This window comes from Rhodococcus sp. M8 (genome assembly GCF_015654185.1).
Taxonomy (GTDB): domain Bacteria; phylum Actinomycetota; class Actinomycetes; order Mycobacteriales; family Mycobacteriaceae; genus Rhodococcus; species Rhodococcus aetherivorans.
This window is the reverse complement of the sequence record NZ_CP064065.1, coordinates 4,439,258-4,463,213: the sequence shown is the minus strand read 5'-3', so window position 1 is coordinate 4,463,213 and position 23,956 is coordinate 4,439,258. Positions and strand designations below refer to the sequence as shown.

The 23,956-nt window shown below is 68.6% G+C and carries 27 protein-coding genes; 12 read left to right on the top strand and 15 right to left on the bottom strand.

Features of this window, described 5'->3' with window-relative positions:
- Positions 1–25 precede the first annotated feature (25 nt).
- Both ISO16_RS20185 and ISO16_RS20180 read right to left on the bottom strand, forming a co-directional pair.
- On the bottom strand, positions 26–535 hold the full coding sequence (locus ISO16_RS20185) for an O-acetyl-ADP-ribose deacetylase (protein WP_072634144.1): 510 nt from the start codon (positions 533–535) through the stop codon (positions 26–28).
- A complete protein-coding gene (locus ISO16_RS20180; protein WP_072634143.1) occupies positions 532–1,530 on the bottom strand; it encodes an ADP-ribosylglycohydrolase family protein in 999 nt (332 codons plus the stop codon). The genes ISO16_RS20185 and ISO16_RS20180 overlap by 4 nt, the downstream gene beginning before the upstream one ends.
- A 76-nt stretch (positions 1,531–1,606) precedes the next feature.
- On the opposite strand from ISO16_RS20180, the gene ISO16_RS20175 reads away from it, so the two are divergent.
- Positions 1,607–2,287 carry an NUDIX hydrolase gene (locus tag ISO16_RS20175; protein WP_043802267.1) on the top strand — a complete coding sequence of 227 codons (681 nt, stop codon included), beginning with the start codon at positions 1,607–1,609 and terminating at the stop codon, positions 2,285–2,287.
- A gap of 18 nt (positions 2,288–2,305) precedes the next feature.
- On the opposite strand, the gene ISO16_RS20170 is transcribed toward ISO16_RS20175, so the two are convergent.
- The 3 genes from ISO16_RS20170 to ISO16_RS20160 form a co-directional block, all read right to left on the bottom strand.
- The gene (locus ISO16_RS20170) at positions 2,306–2,713 is read right to left on the bottom strand and encodes a hypothetical protein (protein WP_072634142.1); all 408 of its coding nucleotides are present in this window, start codon (positions 2,711–2,713) and stop codon (positions 2,306–2,308) included.
- Positions 2,714–2,793: 80 nt separating this feature from the next.
- Entirely contained in the window at positions 2,794–3,342 is a 549-nt protein-coding gene (locus ISO16_RS20165; protein WP_230304404.1) for a GNAT family N-acetyltransferase, read from the bottom strand.
- Positions 3,343–3,473: 131 nt separating this feature from the next.
- Complete coding sequence (locus tag ISO16_RS20160) at positions 3,474–4,715, bottom strand: oxygenase MpaB family protein (RefSeq protein ID WP_072634140.1); 1,242 nt, start codon at positions 4,713–4,715, stop codon at positions 3,474–3,476.
- Positions 4,716–4,765: 50 nt separating this feature from the next.
- Here ISO16_RS20160 and ISO16_RS20155 point away from each other — a divergent pair, with 50 nt between their 5' ends.
- Complete coding sequence (locus ISO16_RS20155) at positions 4,766–5,395, top strand: TetR/AcrR family transcriptional regulator (protein WP_230304403.1); 630 nt, start codon at positions 4,766–4,768, stop codon at positions 5,393–5,395.
- 92 nt (positions 5,396–5,487) lie between these two features.
- Here ISO16_RS20155 and ISO16_RS20150 read toward each other — a convergent pair whose 3' ends face one another.
- Positions 5,488–6,153 carry a GAP family protein gene (locus ISO16_RS20150; RefSeq protein ID WP_072634139.1) on the bottom strand — a complete coding sequence of 222 codons (666 nt, stop codon included), beginning with the start codon at positions 6,151–6,153 and terminating at the stop codon, positions 5,488–5,490.
- Positions 6,154–6,384: 231 nt separating this feature from the next.
- Positions 6,385–6,996: a DUF6578 domain-containing protein gene (locus ISO16_RS20145; protein WP_230304402.1), complete on the bottom strand. Its 612-nt coding sequence runs from the start codon at positions 6,994–6,996 to the stop codon at positions 6,385–6,387.
- 115 nt (positions 6,997–7,111) lie between these two features.
- Between ISO16_RS20145 and ISO16_RS20140 the strand changes: the two genes are divergently transcribed.
- Both ISO16_RS20140 and ISO16_RS20135 read left to right on the top strand, forming a co-directional pair.
- Positions 7,112–7,756 carry a dihydrofolate reductase family protein gene (locus tag ISO16_RS20140; protein ID WP_050034487.1) on the top strand — a complete coding sequence of 215 codons (645 nt, stop codon included), beginning with the start codon at positions 7,112–7,114 and terminating at the stop codon, positions 7,754–7,756.
- Between the two features lie 124 nt (positions 7,757–7,880).
- Entirely contained in the window at positions 7,881–8,210 is a 330-nt protein-coding gene (locus tag ISO16_RS20135; RefSeq protein WP_072634138.1) for a hypothetical protein, read from the top strand.
- A gap of 89 nt (positions 8,211–8,299) precedes the next feature.
- Here the strand turns inward: ISO16_RS20135 and ISO16_RS20130 are convergent, their stop codons facing one another.
- Together ISO16_RS20130 and ISO16_RS20125 are read right to left on the bottom strand one after the other, a co-directional pair.
- Positions 8,300–9,532: an SLC13 family permease gene (locus ISO16_RS20130; RefSeq protein ID WP_139310938.1), complete on the bottom strand. Its 1,233-nt coding sequence runs from the start codon at positions 9,530–9,532 to the stop codon at positions 8,300–8,302.
- A 396-nt stretch (positions 9,533–9,928) separates the two neighbouring features.
- A complete protein-coding gene (locus ISO16_RS20125; RefSeq protein ID WP_202917691.1) occupies positions 9,929–11,377 on the bottom strand; it encodes an amidase in 1,449 nt (482 codons plus the stop codon).
- Between the two features lie 124 nt (positions 11,378–11,501).
- Between ISO16_RS20125 and ISO16_RS20120 the strand changes: the two genes are divergently transcribed.
- A complete protein-coding gene (locus ISO16_RS20120; protein WP_170914018.1) occupies positions 11,502–12,524 on the top strand; it encodes a helix-turn-helix transcriptional regulator in 1,023 nt (340 codons plus the stop codon).
- 192 nt (positions 12,525–12,716) lie between these two features.
- Here ISO16_RS20120 and ISO16_RS20115 read toward each other — a convergent pair whose 3' ends face one another.
- A complete protein-coding gene (locus ISO16_RS20115) occupies positions 12,717–13,769 on the bottom strand; it encodes a substrate-binding domain-containing protein (protein ID WP_072634136.1) in 1,053 nt (350 codons plus the stop codon).
- 86 nt (positions 13,770–13,855) lie between these two features.
- Between ISO16_RS20115 and ISO16_RS20110 the strand changes: the two genes are divergently transcribed.
- From ISO16_RS20110 to ISO16_RS20100, 3 genes are all read left to right on the top strand, one after another.
- Positions 13,856–14,287, top strand: coding sequence for a MarR family winged helix-turn-helix transcriptional regulator (locus ISO16_RS20110; RefSeq protein ID WP_006932669.1), 432 nt, complete (start codon positions 13,856–13,858; stop codon positions 14,285–14,287).
- Positions 14,288–14,401: 114 nt separating this feature from the next.
- Entirely contained in the window at positions 14,402–15,703 is a 1,302-nt protein-coding gene (locus tag ISO16_RS20105) for an acetamidase/formamidase family protein (protein WP_230304401.1), read from the top strand.
- Positions 15,704–15,776: 73 nt separating this feature from the next.
- Positions 15,777–16,394, top strand: coding sequence for an AmiS/UreI family transporter (locus ISO16_RS20100; protein WP_072634135.1), 618 nt, complete (start codon positions 15,777–15,779; stop codon positions 16,392–16,394).
- A 39-nt stretch (positions 16,395–16,433) separates the two neighbouring features.
- On the opposite strand, the gene ISO16_RS20095 is transcribed toward ISO16_RS20100, so the two are convergent.
- Positions 16,434–16,883, bottom strand: coding sequence for a MarR family winged helix-turn-helix transcriptional regulator (locus ISO16_RS20095; protein WP_072634134.1), 450 nt, complete (start codon positions 16,881–16,883; stop codon positions 16,434–16,436).
- A 115-nt stretch (positions 16,884–16,998) separates the two neighbouring features.
- Between ISO16_RS20095 and couN the strand changes: the two genes are divergently transcribed.
- Genes couN through couM form a run of 3 tightly spaced genes read left to right on the top strand, consistent with a single transcriptional unit; the run spans position 16,999 to position 19,306 of the window.
- Positions 16,999–17,910, top strand: a complete 912-nt coding sequence (gene couN / locus ISO16_RS20090; RefSeq protein ID WP_029547165.1) for a 4-hydroxyphenyl-beta-hydroxyacyl-CoA dehydrogenase — start codon at positions 16,999–17,001, stop codon at positions 17,908–17,910.
- Positions 17,907–18,797, top strand: coding sequence for a 4-hydroxyphenyl-beta-ketoacyl-CoA hydrolase (gene couO / locus ISO16_RS20085; RefSeq protein WP_072634133.1), 891 nt, complete (start codon positions 17,907–17,909; stop codon positions 18,795–18,797). The genes couN and couO overlap by 4 nt, the downstream gene beginning before the upstream one ends.
- Before the next feature lie 29 nt (positions 18,798–18,826).
- Positions 18,827–19,306, top strand: coding sequence for a p-hydroxycinnamoyl-CoA hydratase (gene couM, locus ISO16_RS20080; RefSeq protein ID WP_072634132.1), 480 nt, complete (start codon positions 18,827–18,829; stop codon positions 19,304–19,306).
- A gap of 82 nt (positions 19,307–19,388) precedes the next feature.
- On the opposite strand, the gene ISO16_RS20075 is transcribed toward couM, so the two are convergent.
- Positions 19,389–19,946 (bottom strand): TetR/AcrR family transcriptional regulator, encoded by a 558-nt coding sequence (locus ISO16_RS20075; protein ID WP_072634131.1) that lies wholly within the window; start codon positions 19,944–19,946, stop codon positions 19,389–19,391.
- 101 nt (positions 19,947–20,047) lie between these two features.
- Here ISO16_RS20075 and ISO16_RS20070 point away from each other — a divergent pair, with 101 nt between their 5' ends.
- Positions 20,048–20,440: an SPW repeat domain-containing protein gene (locus ISO16_RS20070; RefSeq protein WP_072634130.1), complete on the top strand. Its 393-nt coding sequence runs from the start codon at positions 20,048–20,050 to the stop codon at positions 20,438–20,440.
- On the opposite strand, the gene ISO16_RS20065 is transcribed toward ISO16_RS20070, so the two are convergent.
- The 3 genes from ISO16_RS20065 to ISO16_RS20055 form a co-directional block, all read right to left on the bottom strand.
- On the bottom strand, positions 20,409–22,172 hold the full coding sequence (locus ISO16_RS20065; protein ID WP_083662385.1) for an FAD-dependent monooxygenase: 1,764 nt from the start codon (positions 22,170–22,172) through the stop codon (positions 20,409–20,411). The two genes, ISO16_RS20070 and ISO16_RS20065, sit on opposite strands and share 32 nt — an antisense overlap.
- Before the next feature lie 143 nt (positions 22,173–22,315).
- A complete protein-coding gene (locus ISO16_RS20060) occupies positions 22,316–22,705 on the bottom strand; it encodes a nuclear transport factor 2 family protein (protein ID WP_072634129.1) in 390 nt (129 codons plus the stop codon).
- Positions 22,706–22,782: 77 nt separating this feature from the next.
- Positions 22,783–23,946, bottom strand: coding sequence for an acyl-CoA dehydrogenase family protein (locus tag ISO16_RS20055; protein ID WP_072634128.1), 1,164 nt, complete (start codon positions 23,944–23,946; stop codon positions 22,783–22,785).
- Between the last annotated feature and the right edge of the window lie 10 nt (positions 23,947–23,956).

The window sequence follows — 23,956 nt, the reverse complement described above, 5'->3', positions numbered from 1 at the left end:
ACATTCGGCCGCCGGCTCCAGCGCCTTACGCCAGGGTGCGGCGCATCAGTTCGGCGACGCTCCGGTCGTACGCGACGAGCGTGACGATCTCGACCGCGGTCCGGGCGGCGGTCAGGGCGGTGACCGCCTGCCGGATCGCGTCTTCCTTCGGCCAGCCGTAGGCACCGGCGGAGATCAACGGGAACGCGACGGTCCGGGCGCCGAGGGTGTCGGCGACGGCAAGGCTGCGGATGTACGCCGACCGCAGCAGGTGCGAGCGGTCCTCGTGAGGCGAGTAGATCGGCCCGACGGTGTGGATCACCCAGCGCGCCGGGAGCTTTCCTGCGGTGGTGGCCACCGCCGCGCCCACGTCCAGACCGTTGGGCAGCGTCGTCGCGCGCAGGGCCTTGCAGGCGGCGAGGATCTCCGGACCGCCGGCGTGATGGATGGCGCCGTCGACGCCGCCGCCGCCGAGGAGGGAGGACTTGGCGGCGTTGACGATCGCGTCGACGCGCTGGGTGGTGATGTCGCCGTGGACGACGTCGATCAGAGTCACGATTGCTCCTGGAGTTCGGTGGGGTGAGCGGAGACGGCGGCGCGGCGGTCGTATCCCTTCCGCGCGGCGTCCGTGGCCAGGTGGTTCAGGTCGTGCGCGGTGTGCCCGGGCCAGCCGTGCAGGATGCGCCGCCACCGATCGGGGACCGCCGAGGCTCCCCAGCGGGCGCCGAGCAGTCCGCCCGCGATGGCGGCGGTGGTGTCGGTGTCACCGCCGGCGCGGACCGCGGCCTCGAGGGCACGCTGCAGGTGCCCGGCGTCGGAATCGTCGGTGGTGCTGATCGCCCACCACGCGGTCTGCAGGGCGTGGACGGTCCATCCGTTGTTCGCGAAGTCGCCGGGCGTGCCGTGCTCGGCCCGGTCGAGCAGCGGAGCCCAGTAACCGGCGACGTCGGCGGGACAGACCTGCAGGTAGCCGCGGACACCGTCGAAGGTGCCGTGCAGGACGGCGTGGCGGATCGCATACGTCCACAGCCGGCAGGCCTGAACCGCCTGCGGGTCGTCGTGGGTCAGCAGCGCCACCTCCCCGGCGGCGGCGACGGCAGCGTCCGCGTCGCCCGAGCCGAGATAGGACAGGGCGACCGGGGCGGTCCGCATGAGGGCGCCGTTGCCGCCCTTGCGACCGGTCAGCGCGCGCGCGCGGGCCTGCATCGCCGCGGCGCCGGCGGGGCGATGCGAGAGCACGGCGCGGGTCTGGTTGCCGATGTCCTTCGGGCCGGAGTCGAACCACCGCACGAACTGCGCGGCCACCGCGTCGAGACCTGCTGCGCCGCCGAGGTCGACGCCGGTGGCCGCGACCTCGGCGACGGCGACGGCCATCGCGGTGTCGTCGGTCCACTCCCCCGGTTCCCAGCCGAACACGCCCCCGCCGATCATGTCGATCACCGCGTCGGCGGCGGGATGAGTGAACTCGTAGCCGGCACCGAGGGCGTCCCCCGCCGCCGTCGCGAGAAGCACCCCCACCGCCCGGTCACACTGCTGCGCCGTCAACGCCATTTCCCGCTCCCTCCGCCGACCATTTCGATCAAATCTGCGCTATCAACTTAGATCAAAATCACGCTAAAGTGCAACCGTGAGCGACTGGACGGACGGGGCGGGCCGGAAGCTGGCCGAGTACCCGCACCCCTCGACCGCGGTGGACATCGCCGTGCTGACCTACTCCGACGGCGAACTGCGAGTGCTGGTGGTCGAGCACAGTCTCGGAGACCTGGCCCTGCCCGGCACCTTCCTCCACGAACGCGAACGCGCCGCCGACGCCGCCCGACGTGCACTGCGTGACAAGACGAGCCTCACCGGCATCCGGTTCCATCAGATCGGCGTGTTCGACGCTCCCGACCGGGACCCGCGCGGATGGGTGATCTCGATCGCCCACGCCGCGGCGTTGCCTCGCAAGGACCTTCCGGGCGACGCCCACCTCGTGTGCGTGCGCGACGGAAAGGCCGAGCAGCCGTTGGCCTTCGACCATGCCGAGATGGTGGCGGCGGCCGTCGCGGATCTGCGAACCCGCTACGCGCAGCGCGTGGATCCCGACGGACTGCTCGGCGACGAGTTCACCGTCCTCGAGCTGCGGCGGTTGTACGAGGTGATATTCGGCGTTCCGCTGCAGAAGGATTCGTTCCGCCGCCACGTGGTCGACGCTCTCGTCAGCACCGGGCGCATGTCGAGTCCGGGCGCCGGCCGGCCGGCGGAACTGTTCCGCCGCAAGGACGGCGCGCGGTTGCCGGCTCAGGCAGCGGTGTTGTTCACCGGCTGATATGCCCGCGGTGCGGATTCAGAGGATCGGGTAGACGAAGTGTCCCGGCCCGCCGCCCGGCAGACTCGAACCCGTGACGTTCGGCAGATTAGCCGGCAGCCGGATCAGCTTGTGCGGCTGCCCGTTCTGATCGGCCTGCCAGCAGTCGGTGGTCACGCCGTGGAATCCGACGCAGACGATCCGGGTGCCGGTGCCGAACGGTGACGTGAGCCGATTCCGGTTCACCAGCGGATTCCAGTAGTCGAGGTCCGCCGGGGTGAGGAAGTCCTTGGTCTCGAACGGCACCATCGGTGTCGGATAGGACGGAATCTGGGGCCACTCGTCCTGGGCCGCTGCCGGACCGGACGCACCGAGGACGGCCGCGGCCGTCAACAGCAGCGTGGCTCCCGCGCGCCGGGCATGGCGGCCGATACGGATGCTCGTCATCTCGCCTCCTCGCGGAACTCGTCCGACCATGGAAGCACGTCGCCGCCGCCCGCGCCGGGCGCCACGCGGAGACGGACCGGTCAGCCGAGCCGCTTGTGGTAGACGACGACGTCGCACGGGACCGCGAGCAGCGGGACCAGTTCGGGGTACATGACCTCGGGCCCGTCCGTCCGCACCGGCACGTACCCCATTCGCGGATACCACTGCGACAGGAACACCTTCGACGCGTGCTCGAAGTCTCTCGGCTGGATGACCTCGAGCTGCATGATCTCGCTCCCGAGCCGTGCCGCGTGGGCCTCGGCGAACCGCACGAGGGCACGGCCGATGCCGGCGCCCCGCACCTCCGGATCGGCAGCGAGCATCCCGAACTCGGCGACGCGGGCGTCGAGCTGCACCACCTTCACGCAGCCCACGATCCGGTCGCCGAGCGAGGCGACGAAGAGCCGGCCGGCACGGGCCAATTCGGCGATCTCGCTCGCCGAGGTCCGGGTGGCTCCCTCCGGCCACATGCCTTCCTCCGCGACCGCATAGACGGCATTGACGAGGTCGGCGACCACCTTGGCCGTGTCGTCACTGCCGTCGGACGGGCGCACAAGGGGCCCGATGCTCAGCTCTCCGGAGTCCGTCAACGTCCTTCACCCGCTCCACTCGACGACCGCCGCCCGCAGCTCCTGTAGACCGGCGGTCCGGCTTGCCGGGACAAGCCTAGCGACCGGGACGACGCGACCGCTCCGGCCCCCGGCGGGCGGCCGGGAAAAGCTCAGCCGGGCAGCGCGCCGACGGCGGGCCTCGACGCCCCGAACTTCGAGGCGAGTTCGCGCCGTGCGGCCCGGTCGCCGAGCCGCTCGAGGAACCGCCTCCCGGTGCGCGTGCGTGCGACCACTGTGGAGAAGACGACGTTCTTGACCACCACCGGCGGAACCGCCCATGCCGGGGTGACGGGCAGACCCAGCTCCCGCAGGCTCTGCGCGCCGAGGAAGTACCGGAGCATGCTCAGCAGGCGCTGCCGCTCGTACCGGCCGCGCACATCGCCGAACCGGTCGTAGTCGAGGGTGCGCTGGCCCTCCACGAGGGCCCCGGACAGCGCGGCCCCCGCGGGCGTGACGTCGTCCTGCACCAACAGCACGTGGTAGTTGAACACGTGCTGCTCGCGTTCGGTGTCGAACAGCCAGTCCTCGTCGATGCCCATGAGCCATCCGACGTATTTCCACAGGTGCATCACCGCCCGGGACTCCTCACGGGTGACGAAGTAGCCGAGCGCCCGCATGCCGAGCAGCAGCGTGCCGTTGAACAGCCCCAGGGTTGCCGCCTGGTCGGTCTGGTTGATCGGCAGCCCCCAGCGTTCGATGTCCCATCGACCGTTGGTCTCGAACTGGTGGTTGATCAGCGCGTGCATGGCGCGCACGTGCACGGTGAGCTTGAATCCCTCACCGTCCCGGCGCATCCCACCGGGCTCGCCGACCGCCGTACCCCACTTCTGGGTTTCGCCGAGGCGTCGCATCGCGGTCGAACCGGTCAGGCCCCCGGTCTCGACCAGCAGATCCGGCGGCCCACCGAACCGGTAACCGCCGATGAGCGACAGCTGGAGCAGCACGTCGATGCGGCTGCGGCCCATCCGGCGGAAGGCCCGGGCACCCTTCTCCACCAGGTCGAAGTCCACCCATTCGGGGACGTGATCGACCACGGCGAAGAACCGTCGCAGTGCGTCCGGCGCGTCCGGTACCGCGTCGATGCCGTGCTCGAGCGCCCGATGGAACTGCGCCATGGTCACCCGCTCGGCGTTCGTCCGGGGGCGGCGCATCGCGCGCACCAGGTCCGCGCCCACCTCGTCGCGGGCGACCATCCGGCGGCCGATCCGGTCGAGCAGTTCCTCGTCGACGGCACCGATCCGCGCGTAGGCGCGCAGGGGCCGCCCGATGCGCTCGTTTCTGGGTCGGATGCCGGCGTATCGGTGCGGGTAACGCCCCGCCTGCGCGTCCTGTCGAATCTCCTGTGCCACCATGGGCCGATGCTTACACGAGCAATTACTCGCGTTCAATTCGCATCCGGACGGTGCCGGTGAGACCGGCGGAGCAGGGCCGGATGCGCCGCGTACCGCAGCAGCGCCGCTCGCAGGAGATGGTCGAACGCATCGTCGCCGCCGGCCGGGAGGTCCTGCTCGCCGACGGATACGAGGGCGCCTCCACCAATCGGATCGCCGCCGCGGCGGGCATCAGCCCCGGATCGCTGTACCAGTACTTCCCCGGCAAGGACGCCATCGTGGCCGAAGTCGTCGACCGCTGGACCGAGGAGGTGCAAGCTCGCATTTCGCACGTGTTCACCGGTGCGCTCGACGCCCCCACCTGGACCGAATCGGTGCGAACCAACATGCGGGTGCTGCTCGAGGCACTCGGCGAGAACCCCCGCCTGCTGCGCGTGCTCATCGAGCAACTCCCCCGCACGCCGGACAGCCGGCTGGTCGCGTTCGAACACCGCATCGACGCGCTGCTGGCCATGTGGCTGCGCTTCAATCCCGGCCGGCGCCCGATCGAGCATCCCGAGGCCATCGCATGGATGCTCGTCCGCACCGTCGAGAACGTCGCGGTCGGCTACGTGCTCGATCAGCCGCCCATCGAGCCGGACGTCATCGCGGACCAGCTGACGGCCATGATCACCGCCTATCTCAAAGAAATGCTGGACTGACACTCCACACTCGCGTGTCGCTTTCCGGACTCATGTCGCTCGTATCGGGATCGGGAATGTTCCTGAGGTCCCGAGGAACCAAGGTCGGCGGCTCACAGCCCAGCTATCCCGTTGCCGATCAGAACCAGGCCCAGGACCAGAAGGACTGTCGCCATGATCGCCGCGTGGTGCCGGGTCATCCACTCATCGGCCACGGCGAGCGCGCGATCAGCGCGGTCGGTGAACACGCCCCGAACCACGGCCGGGGCGGCCACGCCCAGGCTCGCCACGACCGTGAAGACAACCAGCGCCACGACCTGCTCGAGCACCCGCGCAGTCGCGTCCGCGATGACCGCTGCGCCCGCCGCGACCAGGGCGAGGTTCTTCGGATTCGCCGCCGCAAACAGAAACCCCAGACGCAGAGCCCGTCGAGCGGTCATGGTCTGTGCGGCCGCCATCCACCCTGGCACGGTGGACTCCTCTCCGGCCTGCGGCCGCGCCCGCCACTTCCGGACAGCCATCAGGACCAGCACGATCCCGAGCGCGAGTTTCACAGCACCGGCCCACCAGGTGGGCTCGTCGGCCAGCATGATCACATCCGCCACCGCGAGCACCACGGCGCCCACGACGAGCAGGCCCGCAACCCAGCCACCGACGAAGGCGTACGACACGCTCACCGGCCGCTTGGTGACCAGGAGCACCGACAGCATCACCATCGGCATCGCGGCCAGCAGCAGGCCGACCGCGATCGGTAGGGACTGCCCGATCGCGCCTGTCACGAGTCACTCCTCGGAGTACCGATCATCGACGAAGGGTAGTCGCCTCAGCTATCCGGTGGGGACGGCACAGGCACGAGATCTTCTCCGGTCCCTGAGGAAAGGGGGTTGTGCGCAGGTGCAGCCACCAGGCCCGTACCGGGACGGCTGCCCTTCCAACGACGTATCGAGCACGCCTCGCCCTCGTTCGGCCATCCCTGCGCATCGGTTCGCCCATTCGGCGGTGCGCAGCGCTCAACCGGATCGCTGCGAGTCGGTTGCCCATCGGCGCGGCACCGCCACCTCCATCAGCACACCGGTCTCGATCCGTCCCGTGGTGTCGAGGTCGCGGGTGAACCACGTCGGGCTGCGATGAGTGCGCCGAAGGATCCGGGTGCCGGGGACCGGCTGCCACATCCCGACTGTCCGCCGGTACTCCATGCCCTCCAAGTACAGACCGAGCACGTGTCCGGTGGTGGGGCTGATCCCGCCGGGCACGATTCCGCCGTGGCATGTCGCCGAGAAGTACCCTCGCGCGCTGACAGTCCGTGAGTTCTCGGGGTTGGGCCAGTACGCCTCAACACCGCCGGCGGTGGCAATCTTGCTGTCGCGGTTCCAGCGGGCACCGGCCGGCAACGCTCTACCTCGATCGGAGTTCGTCTCGACGAACGTCAGCGTCCACGTCGCGTCGTCTCCGACGACGGGAGCGGTGCCGCAGCATTCGATCTCCCAGTCTTCGACGAACACGACGATGATGTCGACACTGCTGGGGGCGGGGGTCGGTTCGGTGAACCTGTGCATCTCATGCCCCGAGTACTCGACGAACCGCGGCACGACGGCCAGGGACCCGGGGTCCCCTGCGATCACTCATCTCTCGAGGTGATCCGCATTTCGGATGATTGCCATTCCCACCGATGAGTTTCTCCGCCCCGTGGAGTCTCAATCTCCGTATCATCCTCATCGAGAGTGCGGGAGGAACCGAGTGAATCAGCTGCTGAGAGTCCAGAACTTCACCGTCTCGTGTGACGGCTTCGGGGCCGGTGTACACCAGAGCCTCGAGAGGCCGTTCGGACACGCCGACCCTGGCGAGATGTTCGCGTGGGCCGGCGCGACGGCGAGCTGGCCCATGCGCACAGACCCTGGCGGCAGCCGTGGCCTCGACGACTACTTCACGCGGGACTACGCCCGCAATATCGGTGCCGAGATCATGGGCCGCAACAAGTTCGGTCCCCAACGCGGGCCTTGGCACGACCACGAGTGGCGCGGATGGTGGGGCGACGAACCCCCGTTCCGCACCCCGGTCTTCGTGCTGACCCACCACCCGCGCCCGTCGTTCACCCTCTCCGACACCACCTTCCACTTCGTCGACGGCGACCCGGCCACGGTCCTCGAGCGGGCGCGGGAGGCGGCGCGGGGCAAGGATGTCCGGCTCGGTGGCGGGGCTACCACCATCCGGCAGTTTCTCGAGGCCGACCTCGTCGACACCATGCACGTGGCAGTCTCGCAGGTGCAGCTCGGATCCGGAGTACGACTCTGGGAGTCACCCGATGAGCTACTCGACCGGTTCCATCTCGAGGTCGTGCCCAGCCCGAGCGGCGTGACGCACCACCTGTTCTGGCGAAGGTGACGCCCGGGCACGGAATTCTCGCATCGAAGTCACCTCAGCCCAGTGCGGTATGCGGCGTTCCATATCCGGGGGTTCCGAAAAAATCTACTATCCGGGGATAGTTCGTCGTTGTTACCGTCGGCGGATGGCTGTCCGCTACCACGTCACCTCCGTGCTCAACCGTGCTTCCATCTCACGATACGGTCTGGACTGGAATCGGATGGATGCCGCGCCCGGTATCGCCGGTAGCCGACGGCCCGAGCAGCAGGGCTGCTTCCTCTGCGCCGGCGAGTGGGAGCGGGACTGGTTCGTGCAGATGAACAACACCGGCGGCGCGGTCGACGTGTGGGAGGTCCACGGGATCGATGCCGAGGATCTGGTCGAGTCTCCGGAGGGCCACTACTACTTTCCCGGGGTCATTCCCGCCGCCCATCTGCGGCTGGAGCAACGGGACGTGCCGCCGGTTCACCGCTGAGGGCGGGTCGCCGGAGCCGGGACGCTGCACCGTGCAACGGGGTCGACCCGGAGGTTGCGCCGAGGTGGTCGGTCAGGTCCGACGCGGAGTCAGGTGACGATCCACAGCGCCAGAACCGCGACGACCAGGGTGAGAGGCGTCGTGATCACGCCGAGCCGGGTGTAGGTGTAAAGGTCCGGACGGCCGGCGGAGCCTTCGAGCAGACGTCGCCACAGCATCGTGGCGAGGGAACCGACGTAGGTGAGATTCGGACCGAGGTTTACACCGAGCAGCGCAGCAAGGATCAGAGCGGGCGGGGCCCCGGGGCCCAGAGCGGTGAGGAGCATCAACGTCGCGGGAATGTTGTTGACGACGTTGGCGGCCACCGCGGCTGCGGCCGCCACCCCGAGCAGCGCCCCGAGGCTCGGCTCGGTGGGCAGCACGTTCGCCAACGCGTCGCCGACGGGGCCGGACGAGACGCCGGCGACAACGACGGCCAGCGCGAAGACGAACACGCAGAACCACAGATCGGCGGCGGCGAGAACTCGCCGAGGGGTGGTGCGATGCCGCCGCAGGGCCGGGACGGCAAGGGCCGCCGCGCCCATCGCCGCCGCCCACACGGGTTCGATCCCCAGCGGCCCCGTCGCCGCGAATCCGACGAGGGTGGCGGCGACGATCCCGAGCGCGTAACGCGGCGCGTGCACGGGCGGTATCGGGTCGGGTTGCAGCGGTGGCAACGAGGCGAGGTCGCGCGCGAAGAACCACCGGAAGACGAGACCCTCGACGAGCACCACCGCGAGCCACGGCAGCGTCATGAGGACGGTGAAGTGCAGGAATGTGAGTCCGGTAGCGGTGAAGGCCAGCAGGTTCGTCAGGTTGGAGACGGGCATCAGCAGCGACGCCGAGTTCGCCAGGTGCCCGGTGGCGTAGACGTGCGGTCGGGGCGACATCCGCAGCGCCGTCGCGGCCCGCAGGACGATCGGCGTCAGCAGGACCACGGTGGCGTCGAGACTGAGCACGGCGGTCACGACGGCGCTGGTGACGAACACGGCGTTGAGCAGACGTCGCGGGTCGTGATTCGCGCGCCGGACGAGAACCGACGCCACCCACGCGAATACGCCGAGCGCGTCGGCGAGATGGCCGAGCACGAGTATGACGGCGAGGAACGCAACGGTCGGGAACAGCGTGCGCAGCTGCTGCTCTACTTCGTGCGGGGTTACGACGCCGAATGCGACGACTGCGGCCGCGGCCGGCAGTGCCACGAACACCTCCGGCAGTCCCCACGGACGCATCACGGCGAAGACGAGCACCCCGGCGAGCATCGCCACCGCTACAGCAACCACAAGGTCGATAGTGCCAGCGCACGAAATGCTCGGGCACCGAACTCCGAGCACGCGATGAACGTCCAGAAGCGGCGCGCCGACAGGAGCAAGCCGGCATGTTCCCTGCCGGAGGTCCTGCTCGCCTCGGCAGCGGCACAAGCGGTCTCGCTGCGCCTTGCACCTTCGCCCCGCCCTGCCCATTTCACCAACGAGCCGGGGTCAGCGCTGGTGCGCCGTCAGGGCATGCCCGAACGGCGCACCCACGACTATGTGGCCACGGGCGGATCGAGGGCGGTTCACCGAAAGAGACGCGTGGAACCGGCCCGGCACCGTCGCACCCAGGTCTTTCGCCGGCTCGGACTCGCGGCGTGCGAGCGGCGGCCCCGGTTCGCGCCTCGACGCCGGGGCCGCCGCCGGTCAGGCGTGGACGCGAGGACGGCGATGCGCCCACGGCATCGCCCGCTCCATCGTGCCCGCCAGTTGCAGCAGGGTCGCCTCGTCTCCGTAGCGCCCGGCGAACTGCACCCCGACCGGCCACCCCTCGGCGGACTGCCCGAGCGGCAGCGAGATCGCCGGATGCCCAGTGGTGTTGAACACCGAGGTGAACGCTCCGTAGTCGAAGATGCGGTCGTACCATCCGCGCGCGTCCAGCTCCGGGTTGTCGGCGTCGAGGTGCCCGAGCGGGACGGTCGGTTGCGCGGTCGTCGGTGTGAGGAGCACGTCGTACTCGCCGAGGAAGCGTGCCACCTCGCGGCGCACCGTGTTGAACACCCGGTCGGCGGCGTACAGATCGCGCGCGGTGAGCATCGCGCCGTACCGGGCGCACTCGAGCGTCGTCGCCTCCAGGTGCTCGCGACTGGGTGTGACGCCCAGCAGTTCTGCGGTTGCGTAGACGCCGTCGGCGAGGAAGCTGCACCAGGCGGTGAAGTTCGCGTCGTCGAAGGTCTGCGCGTCGATACGCGGGGCCGCCTCTTCGACGTGGTGGCCGAGTCGCTCGAGTACTGCCGCCACCTCCTGCACCGTGGCGACGGACTGCGGGTCGACCGCGCGGGACGGGTCATACGGGGTGGTGCACACCGCGATCCGCAACGGCCGCACGTCCTGCCCGACCAGCTCGGCGAACGGGCGCTCGGGCGCCGGGAGCAGATACCGATCGCCCGGCTCACTGCCGTGCACCGCGTCGAGCAGCCCGGCACTGTCGCGGACGGTGCGCGTCACCGCGAATTCGATGCCCAGGCCCATGAGCGGGTCGGCGTATTCGGGTCCGGGGGTGGTGCGGCCCTGGGTCGGCTTCAGGCCTACCAGCCCGCACGCGGCGGCGGGGATCCGGATCGACCCGCCCCCGTCATTGGCGTGCGCCATCGGTAGTGCACCCGCCGCCACCAGCGCCGCCGACCCGCCGCTCGACCCGCCCGGGCTGCGGTCGGTGTCCCACGGGTTGCGAGTGGGGCGCCCGTACGCGGCGGCCGCCTCCGTCGACGCGTTGAACCCCAGCTCCGGCGTGGTGGTCACGGCCATGGTGGCCAGGCCCGCGCGGCGGAAACGCGCCATCAGATAGGTGTCCTCCGCGGGCACGAGACCGTCGCCGAACAGCCGGCTTCCGTTGCGCTGCGGGACGCCGGCCGCGTGCGCGATGAGGTCCTTGATCGCGAACGGTACGCCCGCGAACGGGCCGTCGCTGCTGTGGTCGAGTGGGGTGGCGAACCGTTCGCCGGCGACTGCGCCGAGAACCGGATCGACGGCGTCTATCGCCCGCGCCGCGACGTCGTGCACCTCGGCCGGGCTCACCTGCCTGTCAGCAATGAGGCGGGCCAGGCCGGTTGCGTCGTGCGCGGTGTAGTCGTTGATGTCCACGGTGATCTCCATTCGGGGGAACGAACGGCCCGACAGTAGGGTGACGCCCGTAACACAACATCGGCCGAACGACCGATGCGCGAACGCCGAAACGATGCCCCTGGCCAACGCGCGACGCGCCGGGGATGATCACCTCATGTCCCGCGCCGACACGGAACGCCTCGCGGCCGCGCTGGCACTGAGTGCACGCCTCGCCCGCGACGACAGCCCGCCCGACCCAGCTCGCGTCCTGTTCGAGCTGTCCGCGTGCGTGCCGTTCGCGCATGGCGCCATCTCTCGCTGGGACGCGGCGCGCGGGTGCCACCGCACCGCCTCCAGCCTCGGCTACCCGCGGCCGATCGTCGACGCGATCAATCGCTTTCTGCCCCGCCACCCGCTGTTCGACGACATGCTCGGCCGGCGCCTGCCGCAGCAGCTGTGCACGGTGCCCCCGCGGCTGCGCCACGGTCCCGTCTTCGACGAGGTCATCGTGCCGCAGCAGTACACCGACGGACTCAGCCAATGCCTGTTTGCCCCCGACGGGCGCTATGTGGGGATGTTGAACCTGAGCGCTGCCGGTGGACGGGTGTTCGATCGGGAAGACCTGGTCATGGTGGCGCTGCTCGCCGCCGACCTCGCCTGCGTCGTCGACCCGGCTGCCGCGCCCGGCCCCGCTGACCGAGATCCGGGGCGCGGGATCGTGCTCGTTGTCGCCGCATCCGGCGCGATCGACCGCCCCCTCGACGCGCCCCCGGAGCCCGCCGCCGCCGCGCTCGTAGCCGCGGGCGACGGGCTGCGTGCGGTCGCGGCCGAGGTGCGTCGCCGCGGGCGCGCCGCCGACTACCTGCTCATCGCCACCGGCATTGTCTACGACGCCCACCTAGCGCCCGCCCGCGGCGGAGGGGTCCTCGTGCGGGCGCGCGTCGTGCCACCGCCCGACGGTCTGACCGTGCGGGAACTGCAGGTGCTCGGCCTGGTGCGTGACGGCGCGTCGAATACCGCTATCGGTCGGGAGCTGGGAATCCGCCCGTCGACGGTGTCCACCCACTTGGAGCACGTGCTGCGCAAGACCGGCGCCGCCAACCGCACGGTTGCAGCCGTGCGTGCTGCCGAGTGGAAGCTGCGGCTCGTCGACCGCGCCGCGCCGCCAGTCCTCGCCGGCAACGCGCCGGCGTCGTGACCACGGCCCATGGCCTCGCTGAGTCCGATCCTCGCCGAGGCGCCGTGGGACCGGCCGGTGTGTTCCTGCTCCGCCCGGGATCCCCGCGGAAATGCATGTGCTTCCAGTCCTGTTCGAACCGAGGCATGGCATCTGTCCGGCTGGTCTCCTGTGCTGATGACCATCGGGAGTCCTGCGCCCGGAGCAGGAGCGTCAGAGCGTGGCCACGACGTCGAATTCGTACCCGTCGGCCACGGCCATGTGCACGTCCTGGTGCATCAACCCGGCGCTGGCGTGCACCGACCCGCGGGGGCCGTCGTAGCTCAATGTGCCCGAGTGACGGAGGATCTCGTCGATCGTGTTGGATCCGGCCGCGGCGGTGAGCGCGGCGAGAGTGGCCACGCCCTCGTAACACGATTCGGCGGCGTTGTTCAGCGGTGGTGCGCCCGGACCGAACCGACGGACATAGGCGGACATGAAATCCTGCGCACACGCGGTGACGAGTGATGTGAAGTAGCTCGCGGCGACGAACAGGTTTTCGGTAGCGTCCGCCCCGCTTGCCAGTAGCATGTTCTCCTCCATCAGCGGACTGAACCGCAACAGCCGCTGATGCAGACCCCGTCCGCAGAACGCCCGGTTGAACGCGACTGCGTCACGACCCACGAGCAACATGACGGTGCCCTCGGCGCCGCTCTTTTCGATACGCGGCAGCACCCGGGAGAAGTCGGTGGTGCCGTAGTCGACGTAGATCTCCTCGACGACCTGCAGATCGAGCTCGTGACAGTAGGCGCGAATGGCGGGGACGGTCCGTCGCGGCCACACGTAGTTGGCGCCGACGACCGTCCAGCGCCGGATGCCGGCGTGCTCCCGCAGCCATCGCAACGCGGGACCGATTTGCAGGCCCGGGGTTTCACCGGAACAGATGATGCCCGGACGCGACTCGCCGCCCTCGTAGAGGGAGGTGTACACGTACGGGATCCGGTGGGCCAGGACCGAGGAGAGCTGCTCGCGTACCGTCGAGATGTGCCAGCCGGTCACCGCGTGGATGCGGTCTGCGGCCAGCAGTCGAGCGATCTCGGCGCGAAGCTCCGGCGCGGGCAGGCTCGCGTCGATCACCTCGATTTCCACCTCGCGGGCGAGGATGCCGCCGTTGTCGTTGAGGGTCGCGGCGGCGAGGTTCGCGACGGCCTCACACGACGGACCGTAGATTCCGCCCGGCCCGCGCAGTGGAATGACCAGTCCGATGCGATAGCTCCTCGACATCATCGAGCCTCCTTGCGGCCGCTGCACGCGCGGTGGAATATTCATCTGGAAGTATTGCGTTCGGAACGATGTCTCAGCAAGGGGTGCCCATGGTGCAGGCTGATCGGGACGACGCGGTCATGGTGGATACGCTGGCGGTCGATCGGGCGGCCGCCCTGGTCCGCGCGGCCGTGCGGGGCGCCCTCACCGGGTCGGATCTCACCCTCGACCAGTGGCGGGTGGTCGACCACCTCGCCTCCGTGGAAGAGGCCACGATGAGTGCGATCTCCGCCGTCACCCTCATCCCGGGGCCGAGCCTGACCCGGACGGTCGATCGGCTCGTCGACGCCGCGCTGGCGTACCGGACCTTGGATTCCTACGATCGGCGACGCATGATGGTCCGCCTCAGTGCCCGCGGCATCGCTCGTCATCGTGCACTCGCCCCGGCGGTGACCGCCGCGCTCGCGGACGCGTTCGCCCCGCTCGCGCCTGCGGAGCTGCGTGAACTGGGAACGCTTCTGGAGAAGCTCACCACTCGCTGACCGTCGCCCCCGTGTGACTCACGGATGCTGCCGCGTGCCGCGCGGCAGCTTTCCTCGCGCGCCACGCACCCCTGCGCACGGAGGTAGCGGCGTCCGCTCCGAGATTATTTCCACTTGACACAGTTCCAAATGGAAGTAAATTGTGAGCCGCACCACGCACATCCCCCATTGGAGGTCGGACAGATGTCAAGCGATGTTGCTCTCCCCCGTTCGCTCGGAGCCGACGTGGACTTCACGCGCTCGGGCGTATCCCGTTTCCCCAACCGCGATCTCGGCGTTCCGAGATTCTGCTGCGAGGTGGGCGTTCCCCTTGCCGAGCAGAAGGAGCTCGGGCACAACCGCTGGCATCCCGACATTCCGCCGCTGCACGAACTGGATCCGGGTGACGAGGTGATCCTCGAAACCCCCGGCTACGACGACTACCAGCTCCAGGATGCCGACGAGGACCAGGACATCCGGGATCTGGACCTGACCCGTACCCATCCGATCGCCGGACCGGTCTACGTCAACGGCGCCGAGCCCGGCGACCTACTGGTGGTCGATGTTCTGGACGTGCAGCCGCTCTCGGGTATCGGATACTCGAACATCCTGCCCGGAATGGGCGGACCACTGGCGAGCTGGTTCCCTCGAGGCTTCAAGACGGTGTGGGACCTGCACGGTCTGTTCGCGACGAGCCGGCAGATCCCGGGCGTGGAGATCCCCGCGATCAGCCACCCCGGTGTGATCGGCGTGGCGCCGTCGCACGAGCTGCTGCAGATCTGGAACGAGCGGGAGGATCCGCTGATCGCCGACGGCCTGGCCGGCCCGCGGGAGGACGCGATCGCGACGTCGGTGCTGCGCACCCTGGAGGGCGACGAATGGGCGCGGGTCGCCGCCACGGCGGCGCGCACGGTGCCGCCCCGAGAGAACGGCGGCAACCTCGACATCAAGAACCTCTCCCGCGGCTCGCGGGTGTACTTCCCGGTTTTCGTCGAGGGGGCGCTCTTCTCGTGCGGCGACCTTCACTTCGCCGAGGGCGATGGTGAAATCACCTGGAACGCCATCGAAATGGATGGGTCCACGTGGCTGCGGTTCAACCTGATCAAGGGTGGCATGGCGAAGTACGGGGTGCGGAACCCGATGCTGCGACCCTCTCCTGTCGACCCGAACTTCGGTACCCGGTACCTGTCGTTCACCGGTTTGTCCGCGCGCGGCCGGGAGCAGAAGTACATCGATACCACTATGGCCGCGGTCGACGCCGTCGAACAGGCGATCGACTACCTCGGTAAGTTCGGTTACGCGCCCGAGCAGGCGTACACGATCATCAGCGTCGCACCGTGCGAGATGCACGTCGGCGGCATCGTCGACATTCCGAACGCGGCTGTCACGCTGAAGATTCCGCTCGACATCTTCGATAAGGACATCCTCCCCCAGTAAGTCGACGGGTCCGCGGTGCCGGGATGCTCGGACGCCCCGGCACCGCGGGCGCCTCGGCGGAAAGCGACCGCAGATGACCGATGTCGGATTGTTCTACGTCGGTGCCGTCCTGATCGTGAACGGCATCATGCTTCTCGGGCGGATCTCCGCCCGCGCCGCTGCGCCGCTGAACCTGTGCGTCGGCACCCTCCAGGTGGTGATCCCGACCGTCCTGATCGTCACCACAGACGGTGGCGGCGCCGCAATCGCCGGGGCAGCCGGTCTCTATCTGTTCGGCTTCACGTACCTGTGGGTCGGGATCAACGCTGCGACGGGATGGCCTCCGGAAGGGTTGGGCTGGTTCTCCCTCTTCGTTGCGGTGGCCGCGGTCGGGTTTGCCGCCCGCACCTGGTACGACGGCGGCCGGCTCTTCGTCGTATTCTGGCTGGCCTGGGCCGGGCTTTGGTTGCTCTTCTTTCTGGTCCTGGCTCTCGGCCGCACCGAACTCACCCGCTTCACCGGTGCCGTGGCGATCACGGAGGGGGTGCTGACCGCGGCTGTTCCGGCAGGCCTCGCACTTGCCGGACTGTGGATCGATTCCGCCGCCGCCGCTCTTGCCGCGACCGCACTCGGAGGCACCGTAGTGGCGGCGCTGTGGCTGGTCACCCGTCCGGCGTCGATCGATGCGTCGGCTCCTGCCCGGCAGGGCTGACATGCACCCAGCGCCGTCGGCGAGGCGGCTCGCGGCCGTTCAGGAGACCGAGTTCACCGACTCGGGAAAAACCATGCGGCCGAGCACATTGCGCATTTCGGTGAGAAGAGCCGGGTCCACGCCGGCGAAGTGCCGGTCCGACACCTCCTCGCTGAGCCGGCGCGCCTCGTCGCACAGCTTTCGCCCCTCGTCGGTGGCGACGATGAGCTTGTTGCGCCGGTCGCCCGGATCCGCGGTGCGCGCGACGAGGCCGCGGCTCTCGAGTTCGTCGACGATCGCGACGATCTGACTGGGGTCCAGTCCCATGTCCGCGGCGATGCGGCGCTGCGCCACACCGGCGGGTTCGTCGCACGCGAGGGAGAGCACCGTGTACGGGCGCACCCGCAGCCCGAGCGGGGCGAGGGCCTCGTTCACCGATCGCACCACCATCGCGCTGGCACGCGTCAGCAGAAATCCCAGGTCGTCCTCGAGGACGCGTCGACGTTCCATTCCGACAGCCTTTCGTCGTGACCCTCAGGGTAACAGTTCCTCAATCGTTGACTTTTTCAATAATAGATGTTCCTATGTGATTGGGAGTACATCAGCTCGAGCAACGGAGGATCTCGTGGACCTCAGCAACAAAGTCGCCGTCGTCACCGGTAGCGGACAGGGCCTCGGCCTCGCCTACGCCACCGAGCTGGCCCGTCACGGCGCCGCGGTCGTGATCAACGACGTCGACCGGGCCACCGCCGATGCCGCCGTCGCGACGATCACCGCCGCGGGCGGACGCGCTGTCGCCGTGGTCGCCCCCGTCGGCCCCACAGAGACGGCGAGGAAGCTCGTCGCGGCCGCGGTCGAGCACTTCGGCCGCCTCGACGTGATGGTGACCAACGCCGGCATCCTGCGCGACAAGGTGCTGTGGAAGATGACCGACGACGACTTCGACGCCGTGATCGACGTGCACCTGCGCGGCACCTTCACGTGCGTGCGCGAGGCCGTGCTGCGCTTCCGCGAGCAGGGCGAGGGCGGGCGCATCATCGCCATCGGCTCCCCCGCCGGCCAGCGCGGCAACTTCGGCCAGACCAACTACGCCGGCGCCAAGGCCGCCGTCGTCGGCATGGTCCGCACCTGGGCGATGGAACTGCAGCGCGCCGGCATCACCGCCAACGCCGTGTGCCCCGTCGCCGTCACGGCGATGACCGAGACCGTGCCGATCTTCGCGCCCTACATCGAACAGATGAAGCAGACCGGCGAACTGCCGGCGGTCATCCGCCGCGAGGTCGGCATGGGCACCCCCGAGGACGTCGCGGGCCTGATCGCCTTCCTCGCCTCCGACGACGCCGCCGCCATCACCGGTCAGGCGTTCTCCGTCGGCGGGGATCGCCTCGCACTGTGGTCGCACCCGCAGCTGACCGCCACCGCCTTCCACGACGGCGGCTTCTCCGCCGACGACGTCGCCGCCCAGTGGCCCATCGTGTTCGCCGACCGCGTCGAGTCCGTCGGCGAGGAATTCCCCGAGGAGGTGCTCGCCAAGTGAGCCGTTACGAGTACGGCATCGACTTCGACAAGATCGACGCCCTCGATATCCACACCCACGTCGAGATCGACGGCTGCGGCCACCGGTCCATGGACGACGAACTGATGGCCGCGTCGGAGAAGTACTTCAAGTCCGGCGAGGAGCGCACCCCGACCATCAAGTCCATCGCCGAGCACTACCGCGAGCGGAACATGGCCGCGGTCGTGTTCACCGTCGATGCGCAGTCGGCCACCGGGCACGCCCCGAACTCGGTCGAGGAGATCGCCGAGTTCGCCGCCGAGAACAACGACGTGCTCATCCCGTTCGGCTCCGTCGACCCCCTGCAGGGCAAGGCTGCCGTCAAGCGGTTGCGCCGCCTGGTCGACGAGTACGGCGTCAAGGGCTTCAAGTTCCATCCGAGCATGCAGGGCTTCGAGCCCAACGACCGGCGCTTCTACCCGCTGTACGAGGCCCTCGTCGAGGCACAGGTGCCGGCCCTGTTCCACACCGGGCAGACCGGCATCGGCGCGGGGCTGCCCGGTGGGCACGGCATCAAGCTGCGCTACTCCGACCCGATGCTGCTCGACGACGTCGCCGCCGACTTCCCCGATCTGACCATCGTCATGGCCCACCCCGCTGTACCGTGGGTCGACGCGCAGATCTCCATCGCCACCCACAAGGCGAACGTCTACCTCGACCTGTCCGGCTGGTCGCCGAAGTACTTTCCGCCGCAACTGGTCAAGGCCGCGAACACGATGCTGCGCCGCAAGGTGCTGTTCGGATCCGACTTCCCGGTCATCCAAGTGGATCGATGGCGCAACGATTTCGCCACTCTCGACATCAAACCCGACGTAGCCCCGATGATCTTCAAGCAGAACGCGCTGCGCGTTCTCGGCATCGAGCGTTGACGTCGGTACCTGCGAACCGAGGAGTTCCCATGACCATTCCCGCCACCGCCACCACCCACGTCGCCACCCTGGACGATCTCGAGGCACTCATCGGGCAACCGCTCGGTGTCAGCTCGTGGCTGCCCGTCGAGCAGGACCGCATCCAGACCTTCGCCGACGCCACCGACGACCACCAGTGGATCCACCTCGACGTCGAACGGGCGAAGAAGGAAAGCCCCTTCGGCGGCCCCATCGCCCACGGCTACCTCACGCTCTCGCTGATCATCCCGATGTGGAGCGAGGTGCTGAAGGTCGACAGCGTGACCATGGCCGTCAACTACGGCCTGAACAAGGTCCGCTTCACCAACCCCGTTCCGGCCGGCGGCAAGGTCCGCCTCAACGCCACGCTGAAGTCGCTCGAGAAGCTGCCGAAGGGCGGCGTGCAGATCACGATCGACGGCATGATCGAGCTCGAGGGCAGCGAGCGGCCCGCCGTCGTCGTCGAGGCGGTCTACCGCATGTTCGATTAGCGGCCGCCGCCTGCAGCCGAGCGAATGTACCCTTCCGTCGATCTACAAGGGGGAAGGGTACATTCGCTCGTTCCAGGACGGCTCACGGTTGCGCGAACGCGGGCAGCAGCGTCTGCGAGACCCGTTCGTTCCAGTTGGCGTCGATGTCACCGCTCCGGGCCCGTTCCGCGAAGTAGGCACCGACGATGCAGTCCAGAAATGTTTCGACGTCGAGGTCGGCTCGCACCAGTCCCCGCGAGATGTGGTGTCGCACGACCTCGGTCAAGGTGCTGCGGTGGCGCACGAGCACCGAGCGGATGAGACCGGTGAACGCGGGATCCGCATCGGTCACCAGCGCGGCGAGGCCGCCGAAGCCGACGCCCCCGTCGACCGAACGGAGGGACTGCTCGGCCAGCCACGTCAGCACCTGCTGCGCGGTGGCATCCGGCGCGGGAGGCGACGGTTGCGCGATCGGCTCCATCACCGCAGTGAGCATCTCGTCCCGGTCGCGGTAGCGGCGGTAGATGGTGGTGCGGGCCATGCCCGTGTGTGCGGCCACGGCCTCGATCGTCACCGCCTTGGGCCCCTTGCGACGCAGCAGCTCGAGCACGGCGTCGGCGATGCGTTCCTCCGGCGTGGCAGTCCCCTCACCTTGCCGCATGCGCCCCCTCCTGTCCGCTGTCTCGACTTACGACAATCCTACAATAGCGCTACACTATATGTAGCTACGCAACATGTAGCGATTCGAAGAGAGGGACGCACATGAAGATCTCGAACTCACTCGCCGGAGCGATCGCCCTGATCCTGGGCATCGTCACCATGACCGCGTCGATCTGGTTCGACACCACCGCCGTCGGCTCCGGCGTCACCCTCGGCCTGGGCGCCATCGCCGCGATCTACGCCCTGTGGTCGCTGATCGCCCGGGATCCGACCAAGGACCACTGGTCCCTGTCCGTCGTCGGCCTGATCTTGTTCATCTCGCCGTGGATCGGGCAGTTCGCCGGCGACGGCGCGGCCTGGACCGCGTGGATCGCGGGCGCGCTCATCATGCTCGTCGGCAGCAGCGCCTACCTCGCCGACGAGTTCGCCGACGTCACGGCGTCGACCCAGGGACGGTCCCCGATCACGAAAACTGTGGTCCTCGAACAGAAGTAGTGGCCAAGCACGCGGATGTGTCGACTCGACCGGTGACCGACCCGATCAGCGCGGACACATCCTCGGGAATGCTGTTTCCGCGCCACGCCACGTGACCGTCCGGCCGCACGAGTACGAGATCGGCCTCGTAGACGGCGCGCACCGTGGCGTCGTCCACCGCGAGCACTCGAATGGGCGTGTTCGCCGCGGCTGCAGCATCGACCAGTTCCGTCGCGGCGTCCTTGCCGACGAAGCTGACGATCGTGAACGTGTCGCGGTAGGCGTCGAGCATGGACCGGCCGTCCGGCAGCCGCACGTGCGGTGCGCGTGCGCCGGGAAGAGTGGTGGGGATGTAGGTCGAACCGTCGTTGTCGGGGACAGGACTGTCGTCCCGGACGATCACCGGCGAGGCGTACACATACCCCATTTCCACGCCGAAGCTCTCGTGCTCACCGGTGTGGGAAGCGAAGTACTCCTCCAGGGCGTTCCGGTGCTCGTCTGCTTCGGCGGTGTCGGCTTCGACGAGTTCGCGGTCGACGAGCTGCTGGGCTTCGACGTGGACGCCGAGATGGCGGAACGACCAGTCCCGGGCCATGACCGCGACCGGTCGACGCTCGGTTTCGTAGCTGTCGAGAAGATCGTTGCCGCCGTATCCCTGGATGACTGCGGCGAGCTTCCATCCGAGGTTGACGGCATCGGCGATGCCGGTGTTCAGTCCGTATCCGCCGGTCGGGATGACCTCGTGGGCGGCGTCGCCTGCGACGAACAGCCGACCGAGGCGGTACCGGTCGGCGACGAGTACGTTCGCGTGCCACACACTGCTCTGCAGGACCTCGTCGACGTCGAGGTGCCGGCCGCAGACCGCGTCCAGCAGTTCCTGCTTGTCGATGTCTTCGGTCCGCACACCGTCGGTGATGGCGCTGGTCTGCAGCGTCCACGTGTCGCGTTCGTCCTGGGCGATGATCGCGCCGACTCCGCCGCCGACGAAGAAGGTGTGCCAGAACTGGCCGTGCACGTGCAGGGTTTCGAGATCCCGGGACTTGAAATGCACCTGGCAGAACGTGATGACGCCGCGCTCGCCCTCCATGGTCAGCCCCATGGCGCGGCGCACGACCGAGGCGGCGCCGTCACATCCGACGACGTAGTCCGCCGCGAGTGTGTGGACGGTGCCGTCGACCGGGGAGGTGATCTCGATCCGGACACCGCTGTCGTCCTGGGTGACGGCGGTAACGCGCCAGGGCCGGAGAACCTCGATGTTCTCGTCTGCGAGACAGCGGCGCATGAGCAGCTTTTCGACCTCGATCTGGGTGACCCGCTGCCAGGCGTGCGCCGGTGTGGTGCCGTCGTTCCTGGACGCGATCCACTCGGACATCTCGTCGACGCTGGGGTACTTCCAGCGGCCTACCTGCCGGCCTGCCATCGAGGTGCAGAAGACGACATCGTGCGAGTGCTCCGGGGCGACGCCGACCGACCGGATGTCGTCGACGAGACCGAGCCGGTCGAGAAGCTCCATGCTGCGCGCATTCGTCAGGTCCATCTTCGGAAAGCGGGTCGTCTGCGGAGCCTGTTCGACGAGGGCGCTGCGGATCCCGTGCAGGCTGAGTTCGAGCGCGAGAATCATCCCTACCGGGCCCGCGCCGGAAATCACCACCGGTCGCCGCGACGACACATCGATCGCCGTGGCGGCGTTCGTCGACGACGACTCGGGGCCGACCGAGTCCTGTTCCGGCTCGCGACTGGTGGGATGGTTCACGGTGGTTCCTTTCGAGATGTTCCACCCCGTACGCGATCGTGGAGTACGACGGGGCGTGGGGGATGCGCAGGGTGGGGCGATGTGGCGTCACCGAGTCGGGTGGCTGCCACCGGTAGGTCTGCGGCAGCAGCCGCCTCTCGGTGTCAGCGCGCGGCGACGACCGGGCTGGGATCCATGAAGATCAGATACTCGGTCACTTTCCCGTCCTCGATGCGGGTGCGGGTGACCGCGGGAAGGGTGAACGTGGTGCCGTCGTTCATCGTGTACGTGACGTCCACGCGCAGGGCGGTGACGTTCCCGTCGGACCATTCTTCGAGGATGACGTGCCGCATTCCGGCGACCGATCCCAGATAGGACGCCACCCACTGCTGGATCGCCTCGCTTCCTTCGACCGGGTCGTTGTTCCCCATGCGGAAGATGCAGTCCGTGGAGAAGTAACCGAAGAATCGCGCGATATCGGTGTCCGCAGCATGAAGAAGGTTGCGAGTGATCTCGAGGGCGGTGAGATCGTGGGAGGTCGTGTCCGATGTCATGGCGTTCACTTCCGTTGCGGTGAAGGTGCTCGTACGTCGCGCACCTGGAGGCGTGTGGGTGGACCGATTCGGGTGTGTCAGAGCAGCGGGTCGGCGACGGGGAGGTCGAGGGTGAAGCGACCCATCGTTTCCGATGCGGTGTCGATGTCGAGGAAGGCGTGTACCGCCAGGACATTGAGGTCGCGATGGAAGCGCTGGATCGGCGAGGCGGTGCGGAATCCGTCGCCGCCGATGCCGCGCACCATGTCGTTGAGTGCATTGCGGCACAGGTCGGTCATGTACGCCGCCTTCAGTTTCATTTCGGCCCGGTCCTGCGGATCCGACTGCTCGGGACGCTGTGCGGTGAGGCGTTCGAAGAAGGCGTGCAGGAGAGTCTCTGCGGCGTCCGCCGCGGCAAGGGCACGGCCGAGCCGCATCTGGGCGGCCTGCTTGCCGGCGGCCTTCTCCTGGCTCAAGGTTCCCTGCCGTTGACGGGTGCGGTCGACGAAGGCGTTCGTCGCCCCCCGCATGGCGCCGACGACGACGGGGGTCACCTCCGCCATCGCGAAGGGCAGGAACGGCAGGTGGTACATCGGGTTCTCGTGGATCAGCATGCCGGGGGCCGTGCCGGCGAGGGCGAGGTCGAACGGGCCGGTCCGGTAGTCGGGGACGAACACGTCCTCGACGGAGACGTCGTTGCTGGCGGTCCCGGCCATGCCGGAGATGTACCAGGTGTCGTGGATCTTGACCTCACTGCGAGGAACGAGGAACCACAAAGGCGCCGGCGGGCGCCCCTCCTCGATGGAAACTCCTGCGAAGGTGAACCATTCGGCGTGGGCGGAACCGGAGTTCCAGGCGGTCTGGCCGGTGATCCGGTAGCCGCCCTCGACCTTCTGCACTCCGCGCAGCGGGGCGGCAGTGCCGGCGGTGAGGGTGTAGGGCTTGTCCGCGAACATCTCCCGCTGTGCCTGCTCGGGGAAGATGTTCACGCGCCATGCCGCGCCGATGTAGAAGGAGGTGACCCACCCCGTCGACGGGCACACAGCGCTGATGGCACGAACGATGTCCGCTGCGACATCGAGACCGAGTTCGAGCCCGCCGTACGCTTTCGGTGCAAGCGTCGCCAGGATCCCCGAGTCGATCAGGTCGGTGATCGTCTCGTCGAGCGGCGCTCGGTTCTCCTCGGTTTTCTGGGCGCGTTCGGCCAAGACCGGCACCAGGTCGTTGACGCGGCTCATCAGTTGATCGGCGGTGATGTCCATGGTTTCCTCG